The 18,542-nt window shown below is 44.9% G+C and carries 15 protein-coding genes; 5 read left to right on the forward strand and 10 right to left on the reverse strand.

The features are described 5' to 3' along the window. The 9 genes from gloA2 to LIN78_RS03475 form a co-directional block, all read right to left on the reverse strand. Positions 1-402, reverse strand: coding sequence for an SMU1112c/YaeR family gloxylase I-like metalloprotein (gene gloA2 / locus LIN78_RS03435; RefSeq protein WP_227178492.1), 402 nt, complete (start codon positions 400-402; stop codon positions 1-3). Then, on the reverse strand, positions 395-883 hold the full coding sequence (gene ybeY / locus LIN78_RS03440) for an rRNA maturation RNase YbeY (protein ID WP_227178494.1): 489 nt from the start codon (positions 881-883) through the stop codon (positions 395-397). Before ybeY ends, gloA2 begins: the two co-directional genes overlap by 8 nt. Before the next feature lie 5 nt (positions 884-888). Further along, a complete protein-coding gene (locus tag LIN78_RS03445) occupies positions 889-1,257 on the reverse strand; it encodes a DUF5329 family protein (protein ID WP_227178497.1) in 369 nt (122 codons plus the stop codon). Continuing rightward, positions 1,258-2,211: a PhoH family protein gene (locus tag LIN78_RS03450; protein WP_227178499.1), complete on the reverse strand. Its 954-nt coding sequence runs from the start codon at positions 2,209-2,211 to the stop codon at positions 1,258-1,260. A gap of 55 nt (positions 2,212-2,266) precedes the next feature. Then, positions 2,267-3,598 (reverse strand): tRNA (N6-isopentenyl adenosine(37)-C2)-methylthiotransferase MiaB, encoded by a 1,332-nt coding sequence (miaB, locus tag LIN78_RS03455; protein ID WP_227178501.1) that lies wholly within the window; start codon positions 3,596-3,598, stop codon positions 2,267-2,269. 105 nt (positions 3,599-3,703) lie between these two features. Continuing rightward, positions 3,704-5,044, reverse strand: a complete 1,341-nt coding sequence (gene nhaA / locus LIN78_RS03460) for a Na+/H+ antiporter NhaA (RefSeq protein WP_227178503.1) — start codon at positions 5,042-5,044, stop codon at positions 3,704-3,706. A gap of 141 nt (positions 5,045-5,185) precedes the next feature. Beyond that, positions 5,186-6,466: a TRAP transporter large permease gene (locus LIN78_RS03465; RefSeq protein WP_227178505.1), complete on the reverse strand. Its 1,281-nt coding sequence runs from the start codon at positions 6,464-6,466 to the stop codon at positions 5,186-5,188. A gap of 1 nt (position 6,467) precedes the next feature. Then, entirely contained in the window at positions 6,468-7,064 is a 597-nt protein-coding gene (locus tag LIN78_RS03470; RefSeq protein ID WP_227178507.1) for a TRAP transporter small permease, read from the reverse strand. 249 nt (positions 7,065-7,313) lie between these two features. Beyond that, positions 7,314-7,949, reverse strand: coding sequence for a YdcF family protein (locus tag LIN78_RS03475; RefSeq protein WP_227178510.1), 636 nt, complete (start codon positions 7,947-7,949; stop codon positions 7,314-7,316). A 535-nt stretch (positions 7,950-8,484) separates the two neighbouring features. On the opposite strand from LIN78_RS03475, the gene LIN78_RS03480 reads away from it, so the two are divergent. Further along, a complete protein-coding gene (locus LIN78_RS03480; protein WP_227178513.1) occupies positions 8,485-11,418 on the forward strand; it encodes an ATP-binding protein in 2,934 nt (977 codons plus the stop codon). Positions 11,419-11,443: 25 nt separating this feature from the next. Beyond that, positions 11,444-12,607: a hypothetical protein gene (locus LIN78_RS03485; protein ID WP_227178516.1), complete on the forward strand. Its 1,164-nt coding sequence runs from the start codon at positions 11,444-11,446 to the stop codon at positions 12,605-12,607. 75 nt (positions 12,608-12,682) lie between these two features. Here LIN78_RS03485 and LIN78_RS03490 read toward each other — a convergent pair whose 3' ends face one another. Continuing rightward, positions 12,683-13,693, reverse strand: coding sequence for a TRAP transporter substrate-binding protein (locus tag LIN78_RS03490; RefSeq protein WP_227178518.1), 1,011 nt, complete (start codon positions 13,691-13,693; stop codon positions 12,683-12,685). A gap of 280 nt (positions 13,694-13,973) precedes the next feature. Between LIN78_RS03490 and LIN78_RS03495 the strand changes: the two genes are divergently transcribed. From LIN78_RS03495 to LIN78_RS03505, 3 genes are all read left to right on the forward strand, one after another. Further along, positions 13,974-16,280, forward strand: a complete 2,307-nt coding sequence (locus tag LIN78_RS03495) for a PAS domain-containing sensor histidine kinase (RefSeq protein ID WP_227178520.1) — start codon at positions 13,974-13,976, stop codon at positions 16,278-16,280. A 57-nt stretch (positions 16,281-16,337) separates the two neighbouring features. Then, positions 16,338-16,946, forward strand: coding sequence for a response regulator transcription factor (locus LIN78_RS03500; RefSeq protein WP_227178523.1), 609 nt, complete (start codon positions 16,338-16,340; stop codon positions 16,944-16,946). A gap of 105 nt (positions 16,947-17,051) precedes the next feature. After that, positions 17,052-18,515 (forward strand): DegQ family serine endoprotease, encoded by a 1,464-nt coding sequence (locus LIN78_RS03505; protein WP_227178526.1) that lies wholly within the window; start codon positions 17,052-17,054, stop codon positions 18,513-18,515. Positions 18,516-18,542: the final 27 nt, after the last annotated feature.

Raw genomic sequence — 18,542 nt, forward strand, 5'->3', positions numbered from 1 at the left:
TTAGATGATTTCGTATAGTTCAATCGGTAAGTGGTCTGGATCTGCAAAGAATGTAAAGCGTGCGCCGGTATAAGGATCGACCCTTACCGGCTCGCAATTGACTTGATGCGATACCAAAGCGGCAACACACGCATCAATATCTGCCACCTTAAACGCGAGATGCCTTAGACCACAGGCTTCTGGTCTAGACACCCGACTTGGCGGATTGGGAAAGGAAAAGAGTTCAACTTGCGTGCCGTCTGGTAATTGCAAATCCAATTTCCAAGACTGACGCTCTTCACGAAAATGCTCGGCCGATACTTTCAAACCCAGCACTTCCGTATAGAAGCTTTTTGAACGATGGTAATCGCTCGCGATAATGGCAACATGATGCATGCCATTTAACGAGAGTGGTTTAGTCATCAATCGCGCCGTCTTTTTCACCGGCATAAGGGTCTGCAAAACCTAACGCGCCCAGAAGCTGGGTTTCTAAGGTTTCCATTTCTTCCGCTTCTTCATCTTCTAGATGATCAAAGCCTTGCAAATGCAACATACCATGCACGAGCAAATGGGCATAATGCGCTTCTAGAGTTTTACCTTGTTCTGCCGCTTCTTTAGCGACGACCGGTGCGCACATGACGATATCGCCAATTAGCGGCAAGCCTTCGATCACAGGCATGTCATCATCAAACGTAAACGTCAGTACATTGGTGGCGTAATCTTTTTCACGATAGTCGCGATTTAACGTACGACCTTCTTCTTCGTCAACAATACGCAAGGTCACTTCTGCTACTTCACCAGCAGCAAGCGCTTCTGCCGCAACCTTTCTAAAAAATTCACGAGAGGGCAATCCATCTGTCGGCACTTGAAATTGGATCGTCAATTCAAGAGAAGCTTTAGCCATAATACTTATTTTCCTTGCTTACGAAAGCGAGCCAACTCGGTGGTCAGCCATACGCTACTAGTTATTTCACTTTTCCCACTACATTTAGCCAAGTATGGCTTACCCGTCATCGAACTCGTTGAGGCAACGTAGCGGATAAAATCTTCTGAAGTGTTGAGCTTATCTTTTGCTTGGTCGTACTTAGACGCTAGATGTTCACTAGCTTGGCTCGCAGAATAATTGGCGCCATTACGTACAAAGGTGCAGCCAGATCGAGAGACAAAAGAGAGTAAATGTTGAACTTCTTTTTCTGCCGTAACATTTGGGGTTGCGATCGCGTTGCATGCAATACCAACCAAAGCCAGAACCGATACAATAAAAGAGGTTGCTTTCAATTAATTGCCCATCATCTGTTTATGCGCTTCATAGGCTTGGATAATTCGCTGCACCAATGGATGACGGACGACATCATCTGCCATGAACTGGTGAAATGACAGCCCTTTAATATCATTGAGAATGTATTTCACTTCGATCAAACCGCTTTTCTGACGGCGATCTAAGTCAATCTGTGTCACATCGCCCGTTACCACCGCTTTGCTACCAAAGCCGATACGGGTTAAGAACATTTTCATTTGTTCTGGCGTTGTATTTTGCGCTTCATCCAGAATAATGAAGGAATGATTAAGCGTCCGCCCCCGCATAAAAGCTAAAGGAGCAATCTCGATTTGCTGGCGCTCAAAGCACTTTTGTACTTTATCAAAGCCCATCAAATCATATAAGGCATCATAAAGTGGACGTAAGTAAGGATCGACCTTTTGCACCAAATCGCCAGGCAGAAAGCCTAGCTTTTCACCGGCTTCTACCGCCGGACGCACGAGCACCAAACGTTTAACCAAATCACGCTCTAATGCATCTACGGCACTAGCCACTGCTAGATAGGTTTTTCCTGTACCCGCAGGGCCAATACCAAAGGTAATATCGTTTTGTTGGATGGCTCTTAGGTAGTCGACCTGCCTTGCGGTTCTTCCACGTAGATCAGGACGGCGGGTTAATAGCACAGGAGATGCGGCATCTGGCCCAGACAAATCTGGCCTTAGCGTCTCGATAATGCCTAGTTGAACTTCTTCAACCTCAATTGGCCGACCTGCACGGCTATAGAGCACTTTTAAGAGATCAATCGCTTGGGCGGCCTTATCTGGCGCACCTTCTACGTTAAATTTTTCATTACGGCGATTAATCTGCACCCCTATCCCATTCTCCATCTGGCGGAGGTTTTCATCCATCGCGCCACATAGATGAGCGAGTTTCAGGTTATCAACGGGGGTAAATGCAATATCCAGATTGGCCAATTGTTCTTCTTTTATTTATCTAAAATTAATAAAAATTCAGTGCGCTGAGAAACACTTACTCTTTAATGATTAACTCACCGCGTAAGGTATTTGGGTTAGCGGCAGTAATACGCACTTCCACAAACTGGTTAATCAAACGAGGATTACCAGGGAAGTTGACGATACGGTTATTCTCTGTTCTAGCAGACAACTCTTGATCGTTCTTTTTACTCACGTTTTCTACCATCACACGTTGCACACTACCCACCATGCTTTCGCTAATCTCGCGTGCCATTTGGTTGATACGGTTTTGCAATCGCGCCAAACGCGCTAATTTCACTTCTTGTGGTGTATCGTCTACCAAGTCTGCAGCAGGCGTACCTGGGCGTGCACTGTAAACAAAAGAGAAACTCTGATCAAAACCGATGTCTTCTACCGCTTTCATGGTTTTTTCGAAGTCTTCTTCGGTTTCACCCGGGAAGCCCACAATGAAATCCGATGACAGGGTTAAATCAGGACGTGCTGCACGCAATTTGCGTACAACCGACTTATATTCTAGCGATGTATAACCGCGTTTCATCGCGGCCAATACACGGTCTGAACCAGCTTGAATTGGCAAGTGTAAGAAAGACACTAGCTTTGGCAGTTTGGCGTAGCAATCGATTAAGCGTTGTGTAATTTCATTTGGATGGCTAGTGGTGTAACGAATACGCTCAATGCCCGGTACTTCGTGCACATACTCTAGCAGCATCGCAAAGTCGGCAATTTCACCATCGGCCATTTTGCCGCGGTAGGCGTTTACGTTTTGGCCTAGTAGGTTAATTTCTTTCACGCCTTGTAGCGTCAAAGAAGCCACTTCCGTTAACACGTCTTCAAATGGACGGGAAACTTCTTCGCCACGAGTGTATGGCACCACGCAGTATGTACAATATTTGCTACAGCCTTCCATGATCGACACAAATGCCGAACCACCTTCCACACGCGCTGGTGGTAGGTTGTCGAATTTTTCGATTTCAGGGAAGCTAATATCGACTTGAGATTGACCGGTTTTACGACGCTTATCCATCAAGTCTGGCAAGCGATGCAATGTTTGCGGGCCAAACACTACGTCCACATATGGAGCGCGTTTCACAATGGCATCGCCCTCTTGCGAGGCAACGCAACCGCCAACACCAATAATCAAATTCGGGTTTTGCTGTTTTAAATGTTGAATACGACCGAGGTCAGAGAATACTTTCTCTTGTGCCTTTTCCCGTACCGAACAGGTATTAAACAGGATCACATCCGCTTCTTCAGGATTATCTGTTTTAGATAGTCCCTCAGAGACATTCAGGAGGTCTGCCATTTTGTCTGAGTCGTACTCATTCATTTGACAGCCAAAGGTTTTGATAAAGATTTTCTTGCTCATGACCAACCGTGCCTTCAGGGCCTTGCCAATCGTTATTAACAAGGCGCGCGCAAATACTTGATTAAATTGGTCGATTTTATCACAAGCCAATCTTCCTGCGGGAGATCAGGTGTGTTTAGGGGGCTTCTGTGGTTTAGATAGCAATAACCAAATCACCCCAAGCACAATCGCAATGACAGAGGCGAGCAAAATCCCTGATTTAGCTAAGGCTAAAGTTGCCTCGTCTGGATAAGCTAGACCGGCAATAAAAATAGACATGGTAAAACCAATCCCTGCCAAGAAACCAACCCCAATGACTTGAGACCAGCTGGCCCCCTCTGGCAACTCGACCCATTTTGCCAGTCTTGCGATGAGGGTAAATAGCACAATCCCAAGTGGTTTACCTAACACTAGGCCGGCGATAATCCCCATCGAAGCAGGTTGATGAAACAAATCTGACAATGAGGCATTAAAAATCACCCCCGCATTTGCCAGTGCAAATAGCGGCATAATCAAAAAGGCCACCACATGATGCAAATGATGCTCCATCCTTAATAATGGTGGTTGAATTAGCTCACATCCGGCTTCTAACCCTTTAATGACATCAATCGCCCGTGCATCGTTTAAAAGACTTAATTGATCGGGTCGACGATCGGCCAAATCATCGAGGAGACGACGAGCATCATTTAGAAAAATACCCGGCGAAGCACATGGTTTTGCAGGAATAGCCAAGGCAAGCGCAACCCCAGCAAGGGTTGCATGAATACCAGATTGCAAGGTAAACAGCCAAAGAATGACGCCCCCCACGCAATAAAATAATAAATTATTCACCCCAGCCCTACCCGCTTGCCACAGCACCAGCCATGTCACCAATGCAAACACCAGCATCAGCCAATTTAGTTGGGCAGTATAGAAAAAGGCGATCACCAAGACAGCACCTAAATCATCGACAATTGCCAAGGCAGTTAAAAACACTTTGAGGCCAATCGGTACTCGACGGCCTAATAGCGCCACGACACCAAGTGCAAAAGCGATATCGGTTGCCATAGGGATACCCCAACCACCGAGTGTCGGCAATCCTTGGTTAAAGTAAACAAAGATCCCCGCTGGAACGACCATTCCGCCTAATGCCGCAATTACCGGCAAAGCAGCCTTTCTTGGGGACGCTAATTCGCCAACCAGCAACTCTCGTTTAATTTCTAGGCCGACTAACAAAAAGAAGACGGCCATCAGCCCATCATTAATCCAGAAATGAAGGGAATGAGTTAATTGATGACTGCCAATTTGAATACCAAAAGGGATTTCCCAGAGGTGATGATAACTCTCGGGATCTAGCCAGTTCACCCAGGCCAACGCAAATAGCGTCACGATGCTCAGCAACACGCCACTGGCAATCGAAGAAGACATGAATCGCTCGAAAGGCGCGATGATCAAACGGAGTAATTCATAGGCAGCAGGTTTTCTCATGCTAATGCTCTAGTTGATTAACCGAGCATAAATTCTACGATGTAACGAGGCCGGACGGGGAAAAACCGTACCATCACCAAAACAAAACCCCTTGGGCAATTGCTGCGCAAGGGGTTTTGTTGATACCAGACGGCTTGTTAATTACATGCCAAGGAAATTTGGCAGCCACAAAGAAACTTGTGGAACATAAGTAACTAAGAGCAAGAAGCCAATCATCGTTAATAACCAAGGCAGTACCGCCACGGTAAGTTCGGAAATACCCATTTTGGTAATACCTGAGGCGACATAAAGGTTTAAACCCACCGGAGGATGACACATTCCGACTTCCATGTTCACCACAATCAGGATACCGAAATGCACCGGATCAATGCCCAACTGCATGGCCACAGGGAACAAGATTGGAGCCATAATCAGGACGATCGATGAAGGCTCCATCACATTGCCGGCCAACAATAGTAGTAAGTTGACAAACAACAGGAACGCAATCTTGCCTAACCCCATTCCAATCATCCATTCTGCAAGATGCTGAGGAATGTTTTCACTGGTCATCAAGTAAGAGAACAATGCTGCATTGGTAATAATATATAGCAACATGGCACTCATATTAGCTGAGTCTAGTAACACCTTTGACACACGCTTTAACGGCATATCTTTATAGACAAAGACCGCAATAATGAAAGCATATACCGCACTCATCGCCGCGGCTTCTGTCGGGGTAAATTTACCGCTGTAAATACCGCCCAACACAATCACAATCAGAGACAAGCCCCAGAAACTCTCGCGCAATGCTTTGCCACGCTCACCCCAAGTTGCTTTTGGCAAGCGAGGATAGTTGTTTTTACGAGCGATATGCCAAGTTGTTAAACCAAGGAAGAACGCCAACATTAAACCAGGCACAACACCGGCCATAAATAACTTACCAACAGAGGTATTGGTCGCGACGGAATACATCACCATCACAATGGATGGTGGAATCAAAATCCCTAAAGCACCACTGGTAGTAATCACACCCGCGCCAAAATTCTTTGGGAATCCTTGTTTGACCATCGCGGGCAAAATTAAGCCGCCAATTGCCACCACTGTTGCGGGGCTAGAACCAGATACTGCAGCAAACAACGCACATGCCATCACACCCGCAAGACCCAAACCACCGTGCCAATGTCCAATTAAGCTAGTTGCAAAATTAATCATCCGCTTGGCGACCCCGCCATGGGTTAAAAAGTTGCCCGCCAAAATAAAGAAAGGGATGGCCATAATTTCAAACTTCTCAATCCCGGTGAACAGTTTTTGTGCGACCACTGTCATTGGATCAGTAGAGAAGGTGAAGAAGAAAGTCAGTACCGTTAAGCCTAGCGAAATCGATACCGGCATGCCGGTCAACATCAAGATGACTAGCAGAGCAAGAATAATTAAAGCACTCATCTTATTTATCTCCCTTGCCGTGCTTCATGTCTTGAGGCACTAAATTTGCCTCATCCAGAATGTCTTCCATCCCATCCACATGACCATGATCATGTTTTGGTAGCTCGCCTGTCCGTGCAAAGGACACTAAGACTTGCAAGAACCGGAAACACATTAAAGAAGAACCTAGCGGAATAGCCAAATACACAATCCATTGCGGCCACTCCAACACTTCCGTCGTTGATCCACTTTCTTGCACATGCATGACCAACTCACCACCCATCGTAGCAATAATGCCGGTGAACAAGGCGCCAGCACCTAAGCCGATGAGAATGAATTTCTTGCGATTTTTATCTGATAAGCGATTAATCAGCACATCAACACCTACATGGATGCCTGTGCGCACACCGTAAGCCGCGCCAAACTTTGCCATCCACACAAACATAATGATGCAAAGTTCTTGCGCCCAACTTACGTTAATGGCGATAAAGAAGTCCTGAATGCCCATAAAGGCCACTCCGGACAGATACCGTTGCAATACAGCAAGGAAAATAATGGCAGTTGCACCTGCCATGAGAAACGCGATGAACGTCTCTTCCAACTTATCTAGCCATTTCATGCCAGCCTCCTCTTATGGTTCATCCCCAGCCTTAGGAAAAAGGTGCCCGCACGAAGGCGGGACACTCAACACCTAGCAAGCCCCCACGTAAACGTGTCTTGCTAGGGATCCGGAGACTGATGTTGATTCCTAAGCCCAATCAAGGCTGATTAGGCTTAGTTTCAGAACGAATTGTCGAGGAAAGTAGAGGCTGGAACTATTGGGGGAATACCGATTAGGGAAACCCCCAATAGTTGAAAAATTGAGGACTTAAGGAGACGGTGTTTCGACAGGCTTTGCAGCAGGTTTTAAGGCATACCAGATTCTTCCCATCCACTCATGCATTGCCCAACTTGTTCGCTCCAGATTACGAGCTGAAGGCACCCAGTTTCTAATGGTTGGCGTATAAGCATAGGTAAAATCGACACCAGCAGGAATTACTTTGAATCCAGCCTTTTCAAATAAGGGGATTGCCCGAGGCAAATGCCAACCATGGCTCACCAAAACAATTGTATTTATCCCTGCTTTTTTAAGCAGCGGCGCACTATAAAGAGCATTTTCTTCTGTCGTTTTGGATTGATCCTCTACCCATCGTGGCGATGAATCATAAAAATTAAGCATCGTTTTTTCCATCACTCGCGCTTCTGCTTCCCCTTGCATTTCAGGGGAACCGCCCGTGACGAGAACAGGCAAATGTGTTTGTTTAGCTAACCAACTACCATACTGCAGGCGGAGCCCACTACCTTCGGAAAGCATGGTTTCACCGTTGTACTCTGATTGTTCTCGCTTACCACCACCAAGAATCACAATAGCGTCGGCCTTAGGATTAGAGACTAATCTCATCCCATTTTCTAATGGCTCCATCAGCCACACCGCCACCATCCGTGTGGAAGCGAGGTAAAACACAAGACAAGTGACACCTAGCAAACAAAGTCCGAATTTTTTCCTATTCCAATAAATTAATAGCATCCCAATCACTAACGGGATTAAAAAACACATTGGAGGAAGTAGAAACGCTGCAATTAGATTACGAAAAAACCAGCTGATATCCATTTATTTAAACTCAAATCAGACATAGAATTATTCTCATTTAGCCTGTTGTCGCCAAATGATAGAAATGTATTTTATCTTCAACATGGAAGCTGCTATACACTTATTCGCCATCTATATGATTAAATCGAAAATGTACCTTTATTGCCATAAATGATTGTTCTGAATCAAGTTTTCTTTTTTACTGGCAAAATACCATTGATATCCCTCTTGCATATATCAAAGTATTCACTACACTAAGGGATGTTCACGCTTTGATCAAATGCTAGGCAACCAAGAACAAAACGGGAGATCAGCACTTTTTTAGTCATTCATCCGTAAATGATCTTTCAGATGAATCAAGTAATTGTGTTGCTTTATAAAAAGCAGTTCTGCACCTAAGTAGATCATTATGTCGCCATTTAACTCGATAAAGCCTGAAAGTAATCACTACCGCGCGATTACACTGCGGGATATTCGGCTTGCCAGTAAACAAGAGCGTTTAAATTTTGTTTCAAGTTGGCTAGTACTCAATATTTTAAGTATTGCGCTCGGACTTGCCTCCGTCAAAATGGGATGGTCAGGCATTCCGGTTGAGTTTGGCGGCGCAGACTTCTCTCTTACCCTGTACCCACCGCTCACTATTTGTAGCTTACTCACACTTTGGTTTGGGTTCTGGTGGGGTGCTATCCCTGCTTATATATCGACCTTTTGTCTATCCATTTATTTCCAAATGTCCCCAAGTTGGGCGGCATTATTTGCGCTTTCCGACCCCATTGCTTTTGCCGTGTTCATTGCGGGTTATCGCGCTATTTCACTGCCCTTAACCCTCAGATCCGCTCACTCTTTATTATCATTTGTTTTACTTGTTTTCCTTGGTGGCATTTTAAGTAGCGTTGGTACGTTTATTTGGAGTTACACAGGCCATTACACGCCACAGCAAACGCTGAATATTTGGCAAGGCTGGTGGGTGGGGTATGTGGCCCAATCAGTGGTGATTGGCGTGCCAATTTTGTTACTTTTTAGTGAGAAGGTAACCAACTGGAGAGATAAAATTTTCCCTTTCCCGGAAAAGCTAAAACCATTAAATCAGCGAGGGCTACTTTTTTCCATTATCATTTTGCTATCAAGCATTTACCTATTTATTCTTCTTTCTGTCTTGCTGAGTAACAACATTATTCGCAATCCAGACAAGATAGATAGCAATACCCTGAGCCAGCAAATTGAACTCCTAAAAGCCACCTCTCATGCAACTTACCTTGTGATTGGTTTTCTATTCTTTGCACTGGCCTATCTTGGCTATCACTTGATTGTAAACTGGAACAAACGCTTATTAGAAGCCATTGATACCGCACAGCAAGCAGCAAAAGCGAAGTCTGCATTCTTAGCCAGAATGAGCCATGAAATTCGCACACCAATGAACGCTATTATTGGATTGTCTGAGATTGCTTTACACAAATCGAAAGACCCTAGACAAAAAGATTATTTAAGTAAGATTCGCCTATCTGCTGACTCTTTACTCATACTAATCAATGACATTTTAGATTTTTCAAAATCGGAAGCTGGTAAGTTACAACTAGAAAATAAGCCATTCTTTTTAGAGGAGGTGGTCTCTCGGGTCGTCAACCAGATTGCAATGAAGATCTTTGAAAAAGACATTGAATTTGTGATTGATATAGAGAAAAACTCGCCTAGTCGACTAGTAGGTGACCGGGTTAAGCTTGAACAAGTCTTACTTAATCTGCTTAGCAATGCGGCCAAGTTTACCAATAAAGGGGAAATTCGCCTGTCGATTCACCCAGGTAAATCAACTGCAGACAAAATTGAACTTAACTTTACCGTACAAGATACTGGCGTAGGTATTCCAGCGTCTCGCATTAACAACCTGTTCCAGCCGTTTACCCAAGCGGATGAATCCATTACGCGAAAATATGGTGGCACAGGGCTAGGACTTGCGATTTGTAAACAAATTGTCGATGCAATGAATGGCAATATTTGGGTAGAAAGCCATGAAGCAACGGGTTCATCGTTTTGCTTTACTGCTGAATTTGGCATTGTTGACTCCTTGCCGGTGATTGATCAAACCCTGCCGCAAACCGCTTTTGTGCATATTGAAAACTCATATGCACTACGCAATTGCTTACAGTATCTCAATCTTTTAGGGATTCATCCTGTTGCGATTACCAATCTTGAACAGTTATTCGAGAAAGTAGATGCAAATTTAACCAAGCCAGATTTCATTATTTCTGAGACGGAACATAAGAGCTGGACAGAAGTCAGGCAGATCGCTGATCTTAAACAAGATAATGGCAAACCCATTCCTATTATCTTCTTATCAAGCCCGCTGGAATCCAATAACGACATAGACTTACTTGAAATTGACCAGCCCTTTATTCAGGTGATTAGTAAACCAATATTACCAACTCACTTGATTTCAGCGATCAAATCCCTACATTCACCAGGTCAATTATCAAGAAGACGCGACGACAGAGCGATCTGGACAAACAGTAAGGAGGAGACTAGCTACCGAGCACTCTTTAAAGCTTATATTTTAATTGTGGAAGATGACCCAATTAACCTTCAGATTGCAGAAGAGCTCCTAACCAATGTTGGCGTTATCACGGACACGGCGGTGAATGGATCTGAAGCAGTGAAGAAAGTTCGCCAAAATCAATATGATGCGGTGCTAATGGATATCCACATGCCCGTAATGGATGGTATTTCTGCATCGGTGATTATCCGCCAAGAAGGTCATCTAGACTTGCCGATTATTGCCTTAACAGCACATACCATTAGTGATGTAGCACTCCTTCCTGAAGAAGCTAAATTCACCGAAGTAGTGAATAAACCCTTTTTACCAGACACACTGTATAGCACACTAGCCAGATTGATTCGCCCTTCCATTAATACCGATCGTGAAGTATTGGTTACCGCCTACGCAAATGACAAATATAGTGAAGAGGGTTCAAATCTCGCACCGGAAGCGCAGTTAAACACACTACCTTCCCTCCCTTCTTTACCGGGTATTAATCTGGTGCTGGGACAAAAAACCGTTGGGTTGCCGACAGATCGTTATCTAAACATTTTAAGAAAGTTTGATCAGCACCACAGTGGCACACCGGCAAAACTACAAGAAGCTTTTAAAGAAAAGAACTGGCAAGAAGTACATAGAATTGCCCACTCGCTCAAATCGGTGGGTAGATCGATAGGTGCAGAGAAAATTTGCACGTTATCCGAGCAGTTGGAGTCTGCAGCAAAAAATAACCAAGTAGAAGCTTCCATCGTAGAAGCTTTGTCAGATGCATTGATTGAAGCCATTACTTCGTTATCGACACTAAAAACATAGCGAATACAACCACGAGGGCGTCCCAATGAATAAAGCGAAAGCTGTTGTTCCTGCATTACTATTATCTACTGCTTTAGTTAGTTTTGCCGATACGACCATCCCACTTGGCACGGCAGATAACCTCACCACCTTGTTTACCTACCCAAATTGTCAAAGCAGTTGCCCTACACCCGCCCCGACGCTTGCCGACACCATTGCCCACTATCTACAGCAAAATATTGAGCGAGATGGTCAAACCACCGGAAAAGTAACCGTCACCGCAAAAGGTAATCTTTACTCAGCAACGATTACCGGTATCACAGATGATTACGGCAATGCGTTTGGCGTCGCACTGAATCAATTTCTAAACGCGGGAAATACGGCGGCAACCGCCGTTAGCCAAATCAAAACGGATAACAAATGGCGTTCAGATTGGACGTTCCTATTACCGCTTGGGCTCTCCTTGATTGAGCACCCAACGGTCGAGCTACTACACTTCCCACCAGAGTCTGTTTTACAAAAACAAGACTATCTAAATAATCCAACCACCAATCGATGGGCGGGGTTACTTGTTGATAATGGTGTTGCGGCCACCAAAGCCGATGGATACCAAACCATTGTCGATATCGCACCGATTGCCGCACCATCGGATGCCGGCAGTGAATTTACAGGCATCTATCCTTATTTCACGCCATATATTCAACAGTTGCTCACCAACTGGACAGCAAATGATACTGTCAGCAGTAAACCGATGGTGGCGTTTGGCGCACCAGCAAGACAATGGGTGGTTGATCAGTACAAGCTTTCTAGCCTAGATGTACTGCAGCTAGCCAAAGTATCTATTAGCGCCAACCAGCCACAGGTTGCCATTCTAGGTAGTAATCACCCTAGCTATATTTGGTATGCGTCGGATCCGAAGAATTATGGTGGCGATATGAATCAAGCGAATACGGCTGGAGTTGCCGTGATGATGCAGGATTTAACGGCGGCTTGCTGGCAGGCAAAAATGGGGCAAACGCCATCCGCAGACCCAAGTAGTACGCTAATCAGCTGCCAAGATAATTGGATGCAAACCAACGCTATTGATTCTTGCAAATTATTCTTCAAAACGATTCGTTACTACGATGATGAAAAAGCAGCAGTCGCATGTTTACCACTTATGCCAGGTCCTTTTATCCCGCCTGCTATTACAGAAATGAGTGCCATGTAATTGGTATCTTGCATGCACAGACAAACAAAAAGCCCGAATCAATCGGGCTTTTTGTTTGTTAAAACTAGCAACTACTTATAGTTTTGCTGGATCAAAACCAGTTTCTTTGTAGATTTGTTTTACCAAATCCAAACCAACACGGTCATCCATTTGATCATGCACTTTTACCAATGCTTTTTTCAGCTCTAAGCGTTCTGCTGGCGTTGGCACATAGATCGCTGTTTTGCCAGAAGCTTTCACCCCTGCCAATGCTTTGTCATTCTCTTCTTTAGCAATTTTATTGCCGTATTCTGTCGCTTGTTTAACAGACACATCCACAACGCCTTTTAGATCAGCTGGCAGACCATCATAGAATTTTTTATTCATGATTAGTGCGTAACCTAGGTAGCCATGGTTGGTTAACGATAGGTTTTTCTGCACTTCATGCATTTTTTGGGTGTAGAAGTTAGACATTGGGTTTTCTGTACCATCTACCACGCCGGTTTGTAACGCTTGGTATACTTCAGAGAACGCCATTACCTGCGGGTTCGCGCCCAATGCACGCATTTCTGCATCCAATACTTTAGATGCTTGGATACGCATTTTTAGACCCTTGTAATCAGCAACTGATTTTAGCGGCTTGTTTGCGCTCATCTGCTTCATACCGTTATCCCAGAACGCTAGGCCAGTAATGCCTTTTGTTTCTAGTTTTTTCAGTAAGCCTTGACCAACTGGGCCTTGGGTAACTTTATGTACTTCATCATAGTTATCAAACAAGAATGGCAAATCAAAGACTTCAAATTCTTTAATGCCTAACGGACCAAATTTTGCCAAGCTTGGGGCAAGCATTTGTACAGAACCCAATTGCAGTGCTTCTAGTTCTTCTTTATCTTTGAACAATTGGCTGTTTGGATAGACTTCAACCTTGATACGGCCTTTACTGCGTGCTTCCACTTGCTGTTTGAAAAATTCAGCAGCACGTCCTTTAGGGGTGTCGACAGCGACTACATGGCTAAATTTGATCACAATCGGATCAGCCAAGGCGGTTAAACCAGCAAATAAAGCGCCGGCTGCGAGTAATGCTTTTAATTTCCAAGAGGCTTTCATCTTCATCTTCCTTTTAGAGTCACTGTGTTTCACAGTTGCCATTTTATTTTTATATCCATCCCCAAGCATGCATTCAATCTAACAAACCAAGGGTGATACCGTACAAGTGGTGCAGCCGTCTTTGAGGCTTTGTTAGCTTTTTACGCGACTCTGCCGCTTACATCTATTGGGGAAAACTTTATTAGGGAAAACCGCAATATAAGGAAACAGCTTTTTTCCGAAATCTGTTTGATAATCGGAAGTGTCATCCATCCGATTAAAATGAATAAGCAGACAGTCAATGAGTCAGAAAACTTGGCGCATCCGAACCAGATGGCTGTGGGCCATGCCCAATATGGTCATTATGCTTTTTTTGGCATCCATTATTGGTTTTGTGGTTTTGCTTCGTACCAATGAAAGCATGACACGCCAAGAGGGCTTGATTGAGGACGTGCTATGGCAAGAGCAAGCACTTCGTTTACAGTTACAAGGCCTACAAAATCAATTAACGGATTTAGGCAGAACGTTATCCAGCGAAGATTTGCCGCCCTCTGCATTTCAAGCAAGGGTTCAGTTTTTACAAAATGAAAATCCAGAATTAATTACGGTTACTTGGTTGCCTGAAGATGCTCTGAAAGAGCGATATTACCCGCAATCAGCAACGGCAATTCAGAGTGTTCGCACCCAAAGCACAGAAGTCAAAGAAGCCATGCGTCGGGCAAGGCTATCTGCTCATGCCGCCTATAGCCCACCTCTTTTAGCCGAAAATAAAGACTACTTAGAGGTCGTTGCCATTCCGTTCTACAAGAGTGGGCACTTAAACAGCTATTTACTGGGTACAGTGTCGTTGCGACAATTATTAAAACACCATGTCCCATGGTGGATTGCTCGCAAACATCAAATCACCATTGAAGACATTAGTGGAAAAGTCCTAGCGGCGCGATTCGAGCAGCATTTACAAAATAGCGACTTCACTCACGCATTAGACCTAGACCCATTCTACGATGGCGTCCGTCTCCGAGCGACTAGTTACCAAGCAAGCTCTTCGCAGTGGCAAAACATCATGATTGTGGTGGTGGGTGCTCTCGCCATTATTATGCTGTGGTCTCTTTGGGCACTGCGTTTACACATGAAAGAGCGTAAAGCCACCGAGCAAGCATTGCGTCAAGAAATGGGCATGCGCCGCGCCATGGAAGACTCGATGGTGAGTGGTATGCGGGCGATGGATATGGAAGGCAATATCATTTATGTGAATAAAGCCTTTTGTAATATGGTTGGTTTATCGGCAAAGGAGCTAATTGGCCACCGTGCGCCGATGCCCTACTGGCCAGCAGAGGAATCGGAAGCCTGCCGGGCGGTGTATCGCGATGTGTTAATTAATAAAACACCATCAAAAACAGGCTACACCCTTCGTTTTATGCGAAAAAGTGGTGAACGCTTCGATGTTCGTGTTTATTACTCGCCGCTGATTGATGGTAGTGGTAAGCAAACTGGGTGGATGGGGTCTTTGTACGACATTACCGAACTAAAGCGTGAACGTGAAGCATTAAAAGCCTCGCACGAGCGCTTTATGACAGTACTGAATGGCTTAGATTCTGCCGTCAGCGTATCAGATAAAGAAAGTGGTGAGTTACTGTTTACCAACCAGAACTTTCGAACCCGATTTGCACTGACCGAAAATGATTTACCCGTCTGCGTCATTCCTATGTTGTCTCGCGATCCTTTACCGGAAGATGGACTCGAAGGAGAATGCTGGGATGAGCAAAAAATGCACTGCTATCACTTACAGCGACGCGAAACCGTTTGGGTAGATGGTCGCAAAGTATGGCTTGAAATCTCAACAGATATTACGGATACCAGAAAAGCAACTGACAGAGAGCGCGAACAAACAGAGCGCTTACAGCACTCCTCTCGTCTGATTAGCATGGGTGAAATGGCCTCTTCGCTGGCGCATGAACTTAACCAACCACTTGCAGCCATTTCAAGCTACAGTACCGGTTGCCAAAATCTACTCGATCAACCTACACCCAATTTAAGCCTAATCAAACAAGCCATTGAAAAAACGGCACAACAAGCCCAGCGCGCAGGGCAAATTATTCGGGGTATTAGGGACTTTGTACAACGAAAAGCACCCCAACTAGTCCCTTGTCAGTTTGATCAACTGATTGAGAATGTATTGACGCTGCAAGGTGCAGACCTAAGGCATACGGGTGTAAAAGTGAAGAAGCAACTGTCGGATCTACCTGAAATTCAGGTAGATAAAGTGATGATTGAACAGGTGTTGTTTAATTTGACACGAAATGCCGTAGAAGCCATGTCAAATACCAGTGCGGATAAAAAGGTCCTCACCATTTCAACACAAAAAAAAGGGACATTCATTGAGTGCCAAGTCAAGGACCATGGATGTGGATTGAGCGAGACGCAAAAACAGCAACTATTTATGCCATTCTATTCCACCAAGCAGCAAGGTCTTGGCATGGGTTTAAATATTTGCAGAAGCATTATTGAACACCATCATGGACAACTTTGGGTCGAAGACAATGAAGGCGGTGGATGCTGCTTTACCTTCACAATACCTATTACTACATCACAAAATGCCAGCAATTAAGACTGGTTTATATTTCTCGGTTGAAGACTAAACGGCCAGAAACAAGAGGAGAACTAGATGGAACAACAAGCCAATCGTCAAATTGGAATTGTGGATGACGATGAAGCGATTCGTGATGCCTTAACATGGCTATTTGCTAGCCGAGGGCATCAAGTAATTACCTTTGATTCCGGCGAGCAATTTCTAGAGACCTACCAACACGAACAATTTGGCTGCCTATTACTCGATGTTCGGATGCCAGGCATGAGTGGGCAAACGCTGTTTGAAACCATTCGCCAATTGGATTACTGCCCCCCGGTGATCTTTCTCACAGGTCATGGTGATGTGCCCATGGCGGTACAAGCACTAAAAAAAGGGGCTATCGATTTTATTGAAAAGCCCTTCAACGACAATCAATTAGTCGATCAAGTAGAAAATGCACTGTGGCTGGATGTAAATCAACGTAAAGAATGGGCTGAAAAACAAAACGTCAAAGATAAACTTGCTTCGCTAACGCAAAGAGAGCATGAAGTCATGCAGCTAATTATTGCGGGTAAATTAAATAAGATCATCGCAGATGAACTCAATATCAGCATGAAAACCGTTGAAGTTCACCGCGCCCGTGTCTTAGAGAAAATGGGCGTAAAGTCAGCAGTCGAGCTCACCGCGCTCCTAAACAAGAGTTAGTAAGCAACTGTTTACAAGGAACTTTTTTTTATTTCGCTCCACAAAAGCTGCAGAAGCAGTGAAAACAATCATTTCCTTCTGTTCAATTGAAATGGTGGAGAAAAAATGAAAAGCGTCCAGTCGAATCGACAAAGAAATAAATGGCTTGGCATTTCCGCCTTGTTGCTTGTAGGCGGCGTATCAGGTTATATCTTTCATGCAAATTCACACACAGGAAAGGCGGTCGCTGCACCAGTAATGACGCAAGCAGCCCCCTCTTCTGTCATCAACATGAACTTGCCCGACTTTAGCAGCATCGTTCGTGCGCAAGGTCCAGCAGTCGTCAATATTAGTGTTTCCAGTATGGCGCAAGCCGAAGCGCAGTCTCCCTTTGGCGATGACGACCCATTTGCCGAGTTATTTAAGCGATTCCGCCAACCCGGTCCTAGCCAAAAAACACCCGTTCATGGTTTAGGCTCGGGGTTCATTGTTAAATCAGACGGCACCATCTTAACCAATGCGCACGTGGTCGCAGATGCAGATGAAGTGATCGTCAAACTCACGGATAGACGCGAATTCAAGGCCAAAGTACTTGGTGTCGATAAATTATCGGATGTGGCGGTGCTAAAAATTGCAGCCAACAACCTCCCAACGGTAAAACTAGGTAGCACAGAAAACGTGGAGCCAGGACAATGGGTGGTTGCGATTGGCGCGCCATATGGGTTAGAAAACACCGTCACAGCGGGGATTGTCTCGGCAAAATCTCGCACCTTGCCAGATGAAGGCTATGTTCCCTTCTTGCAGACAGATGTCGCCATTAACCCAGGCAACTCTGGCGGTCCGCTGTTTAATTTAAGTGGGGAAGTCATTGGCATTAACTCCCAAATCTATAGTCAAAGTGGCGGTTCTCAAGGTCTTTCGTTTGCAATTCCAATTGATGTCGCAATGAAAGTAGAAGAACAGCTATTAACCAAAGGTAAGGTCACTCGCGGTCGTCTTGGCGTCACTATTCAACCCGTCACGCAAGAATTGGCACAATCCTTCGGGCTAGTAAAACCAGAAGGCGCCTTGATTCGTTCGGTGGAAAAAGGTAGCCCAGCCGATAAAGCAGGCATTCAATCGGGCGATATTATTTTGTCGTTTAATGGACAAAAAGTGATTGAGGCAGAGACATTACCTTCGATCGTCGCCAATACCACACCCGATAGCAATGCCACGATAGAGGTTTGGCATCAAGGTAAAATTCAGAAACTCGAAACCAAAGTAGCGGAATTAAAGTCTGAAGTTGCGGCGCCAAAAGTAAATGACAACAGCGATAGCAAATACCGTCTTGGACTAATGCTTCGGCCAATTGATCCAAGAGAAGCCAAAGCAGCGGGCACCAGCGAAGGGCTTGTTGTGGGTGGTGTAACGGCAGGCCCTGCAGCAAAAGCGGGCATCTCTGTTGGCGACATCATTTTGTCTGTCAACGGGACAAAGGTAAAAACCGTGGATGCACTCAAAGCAGAACTGGAAAAACGCAAAGGGAAAGTTGCCTTACAAATCAAACGAGATGAAGACATCTTGTTTGTGCCGGTGAACGCAGGGTAACCCTTACCAGCTAACCACGCCTACCAA

Origin of the sequence: Leeia speluncae (genome assembly GCF_020564625.1) — a bacterium.
Classification (GTDB): domain Bacteria; phylum Pseudomonadota; class Gammaproteobacteria; order Burkholderiales; family Leeiaceae; genus Leeia; species Leeia speluncae.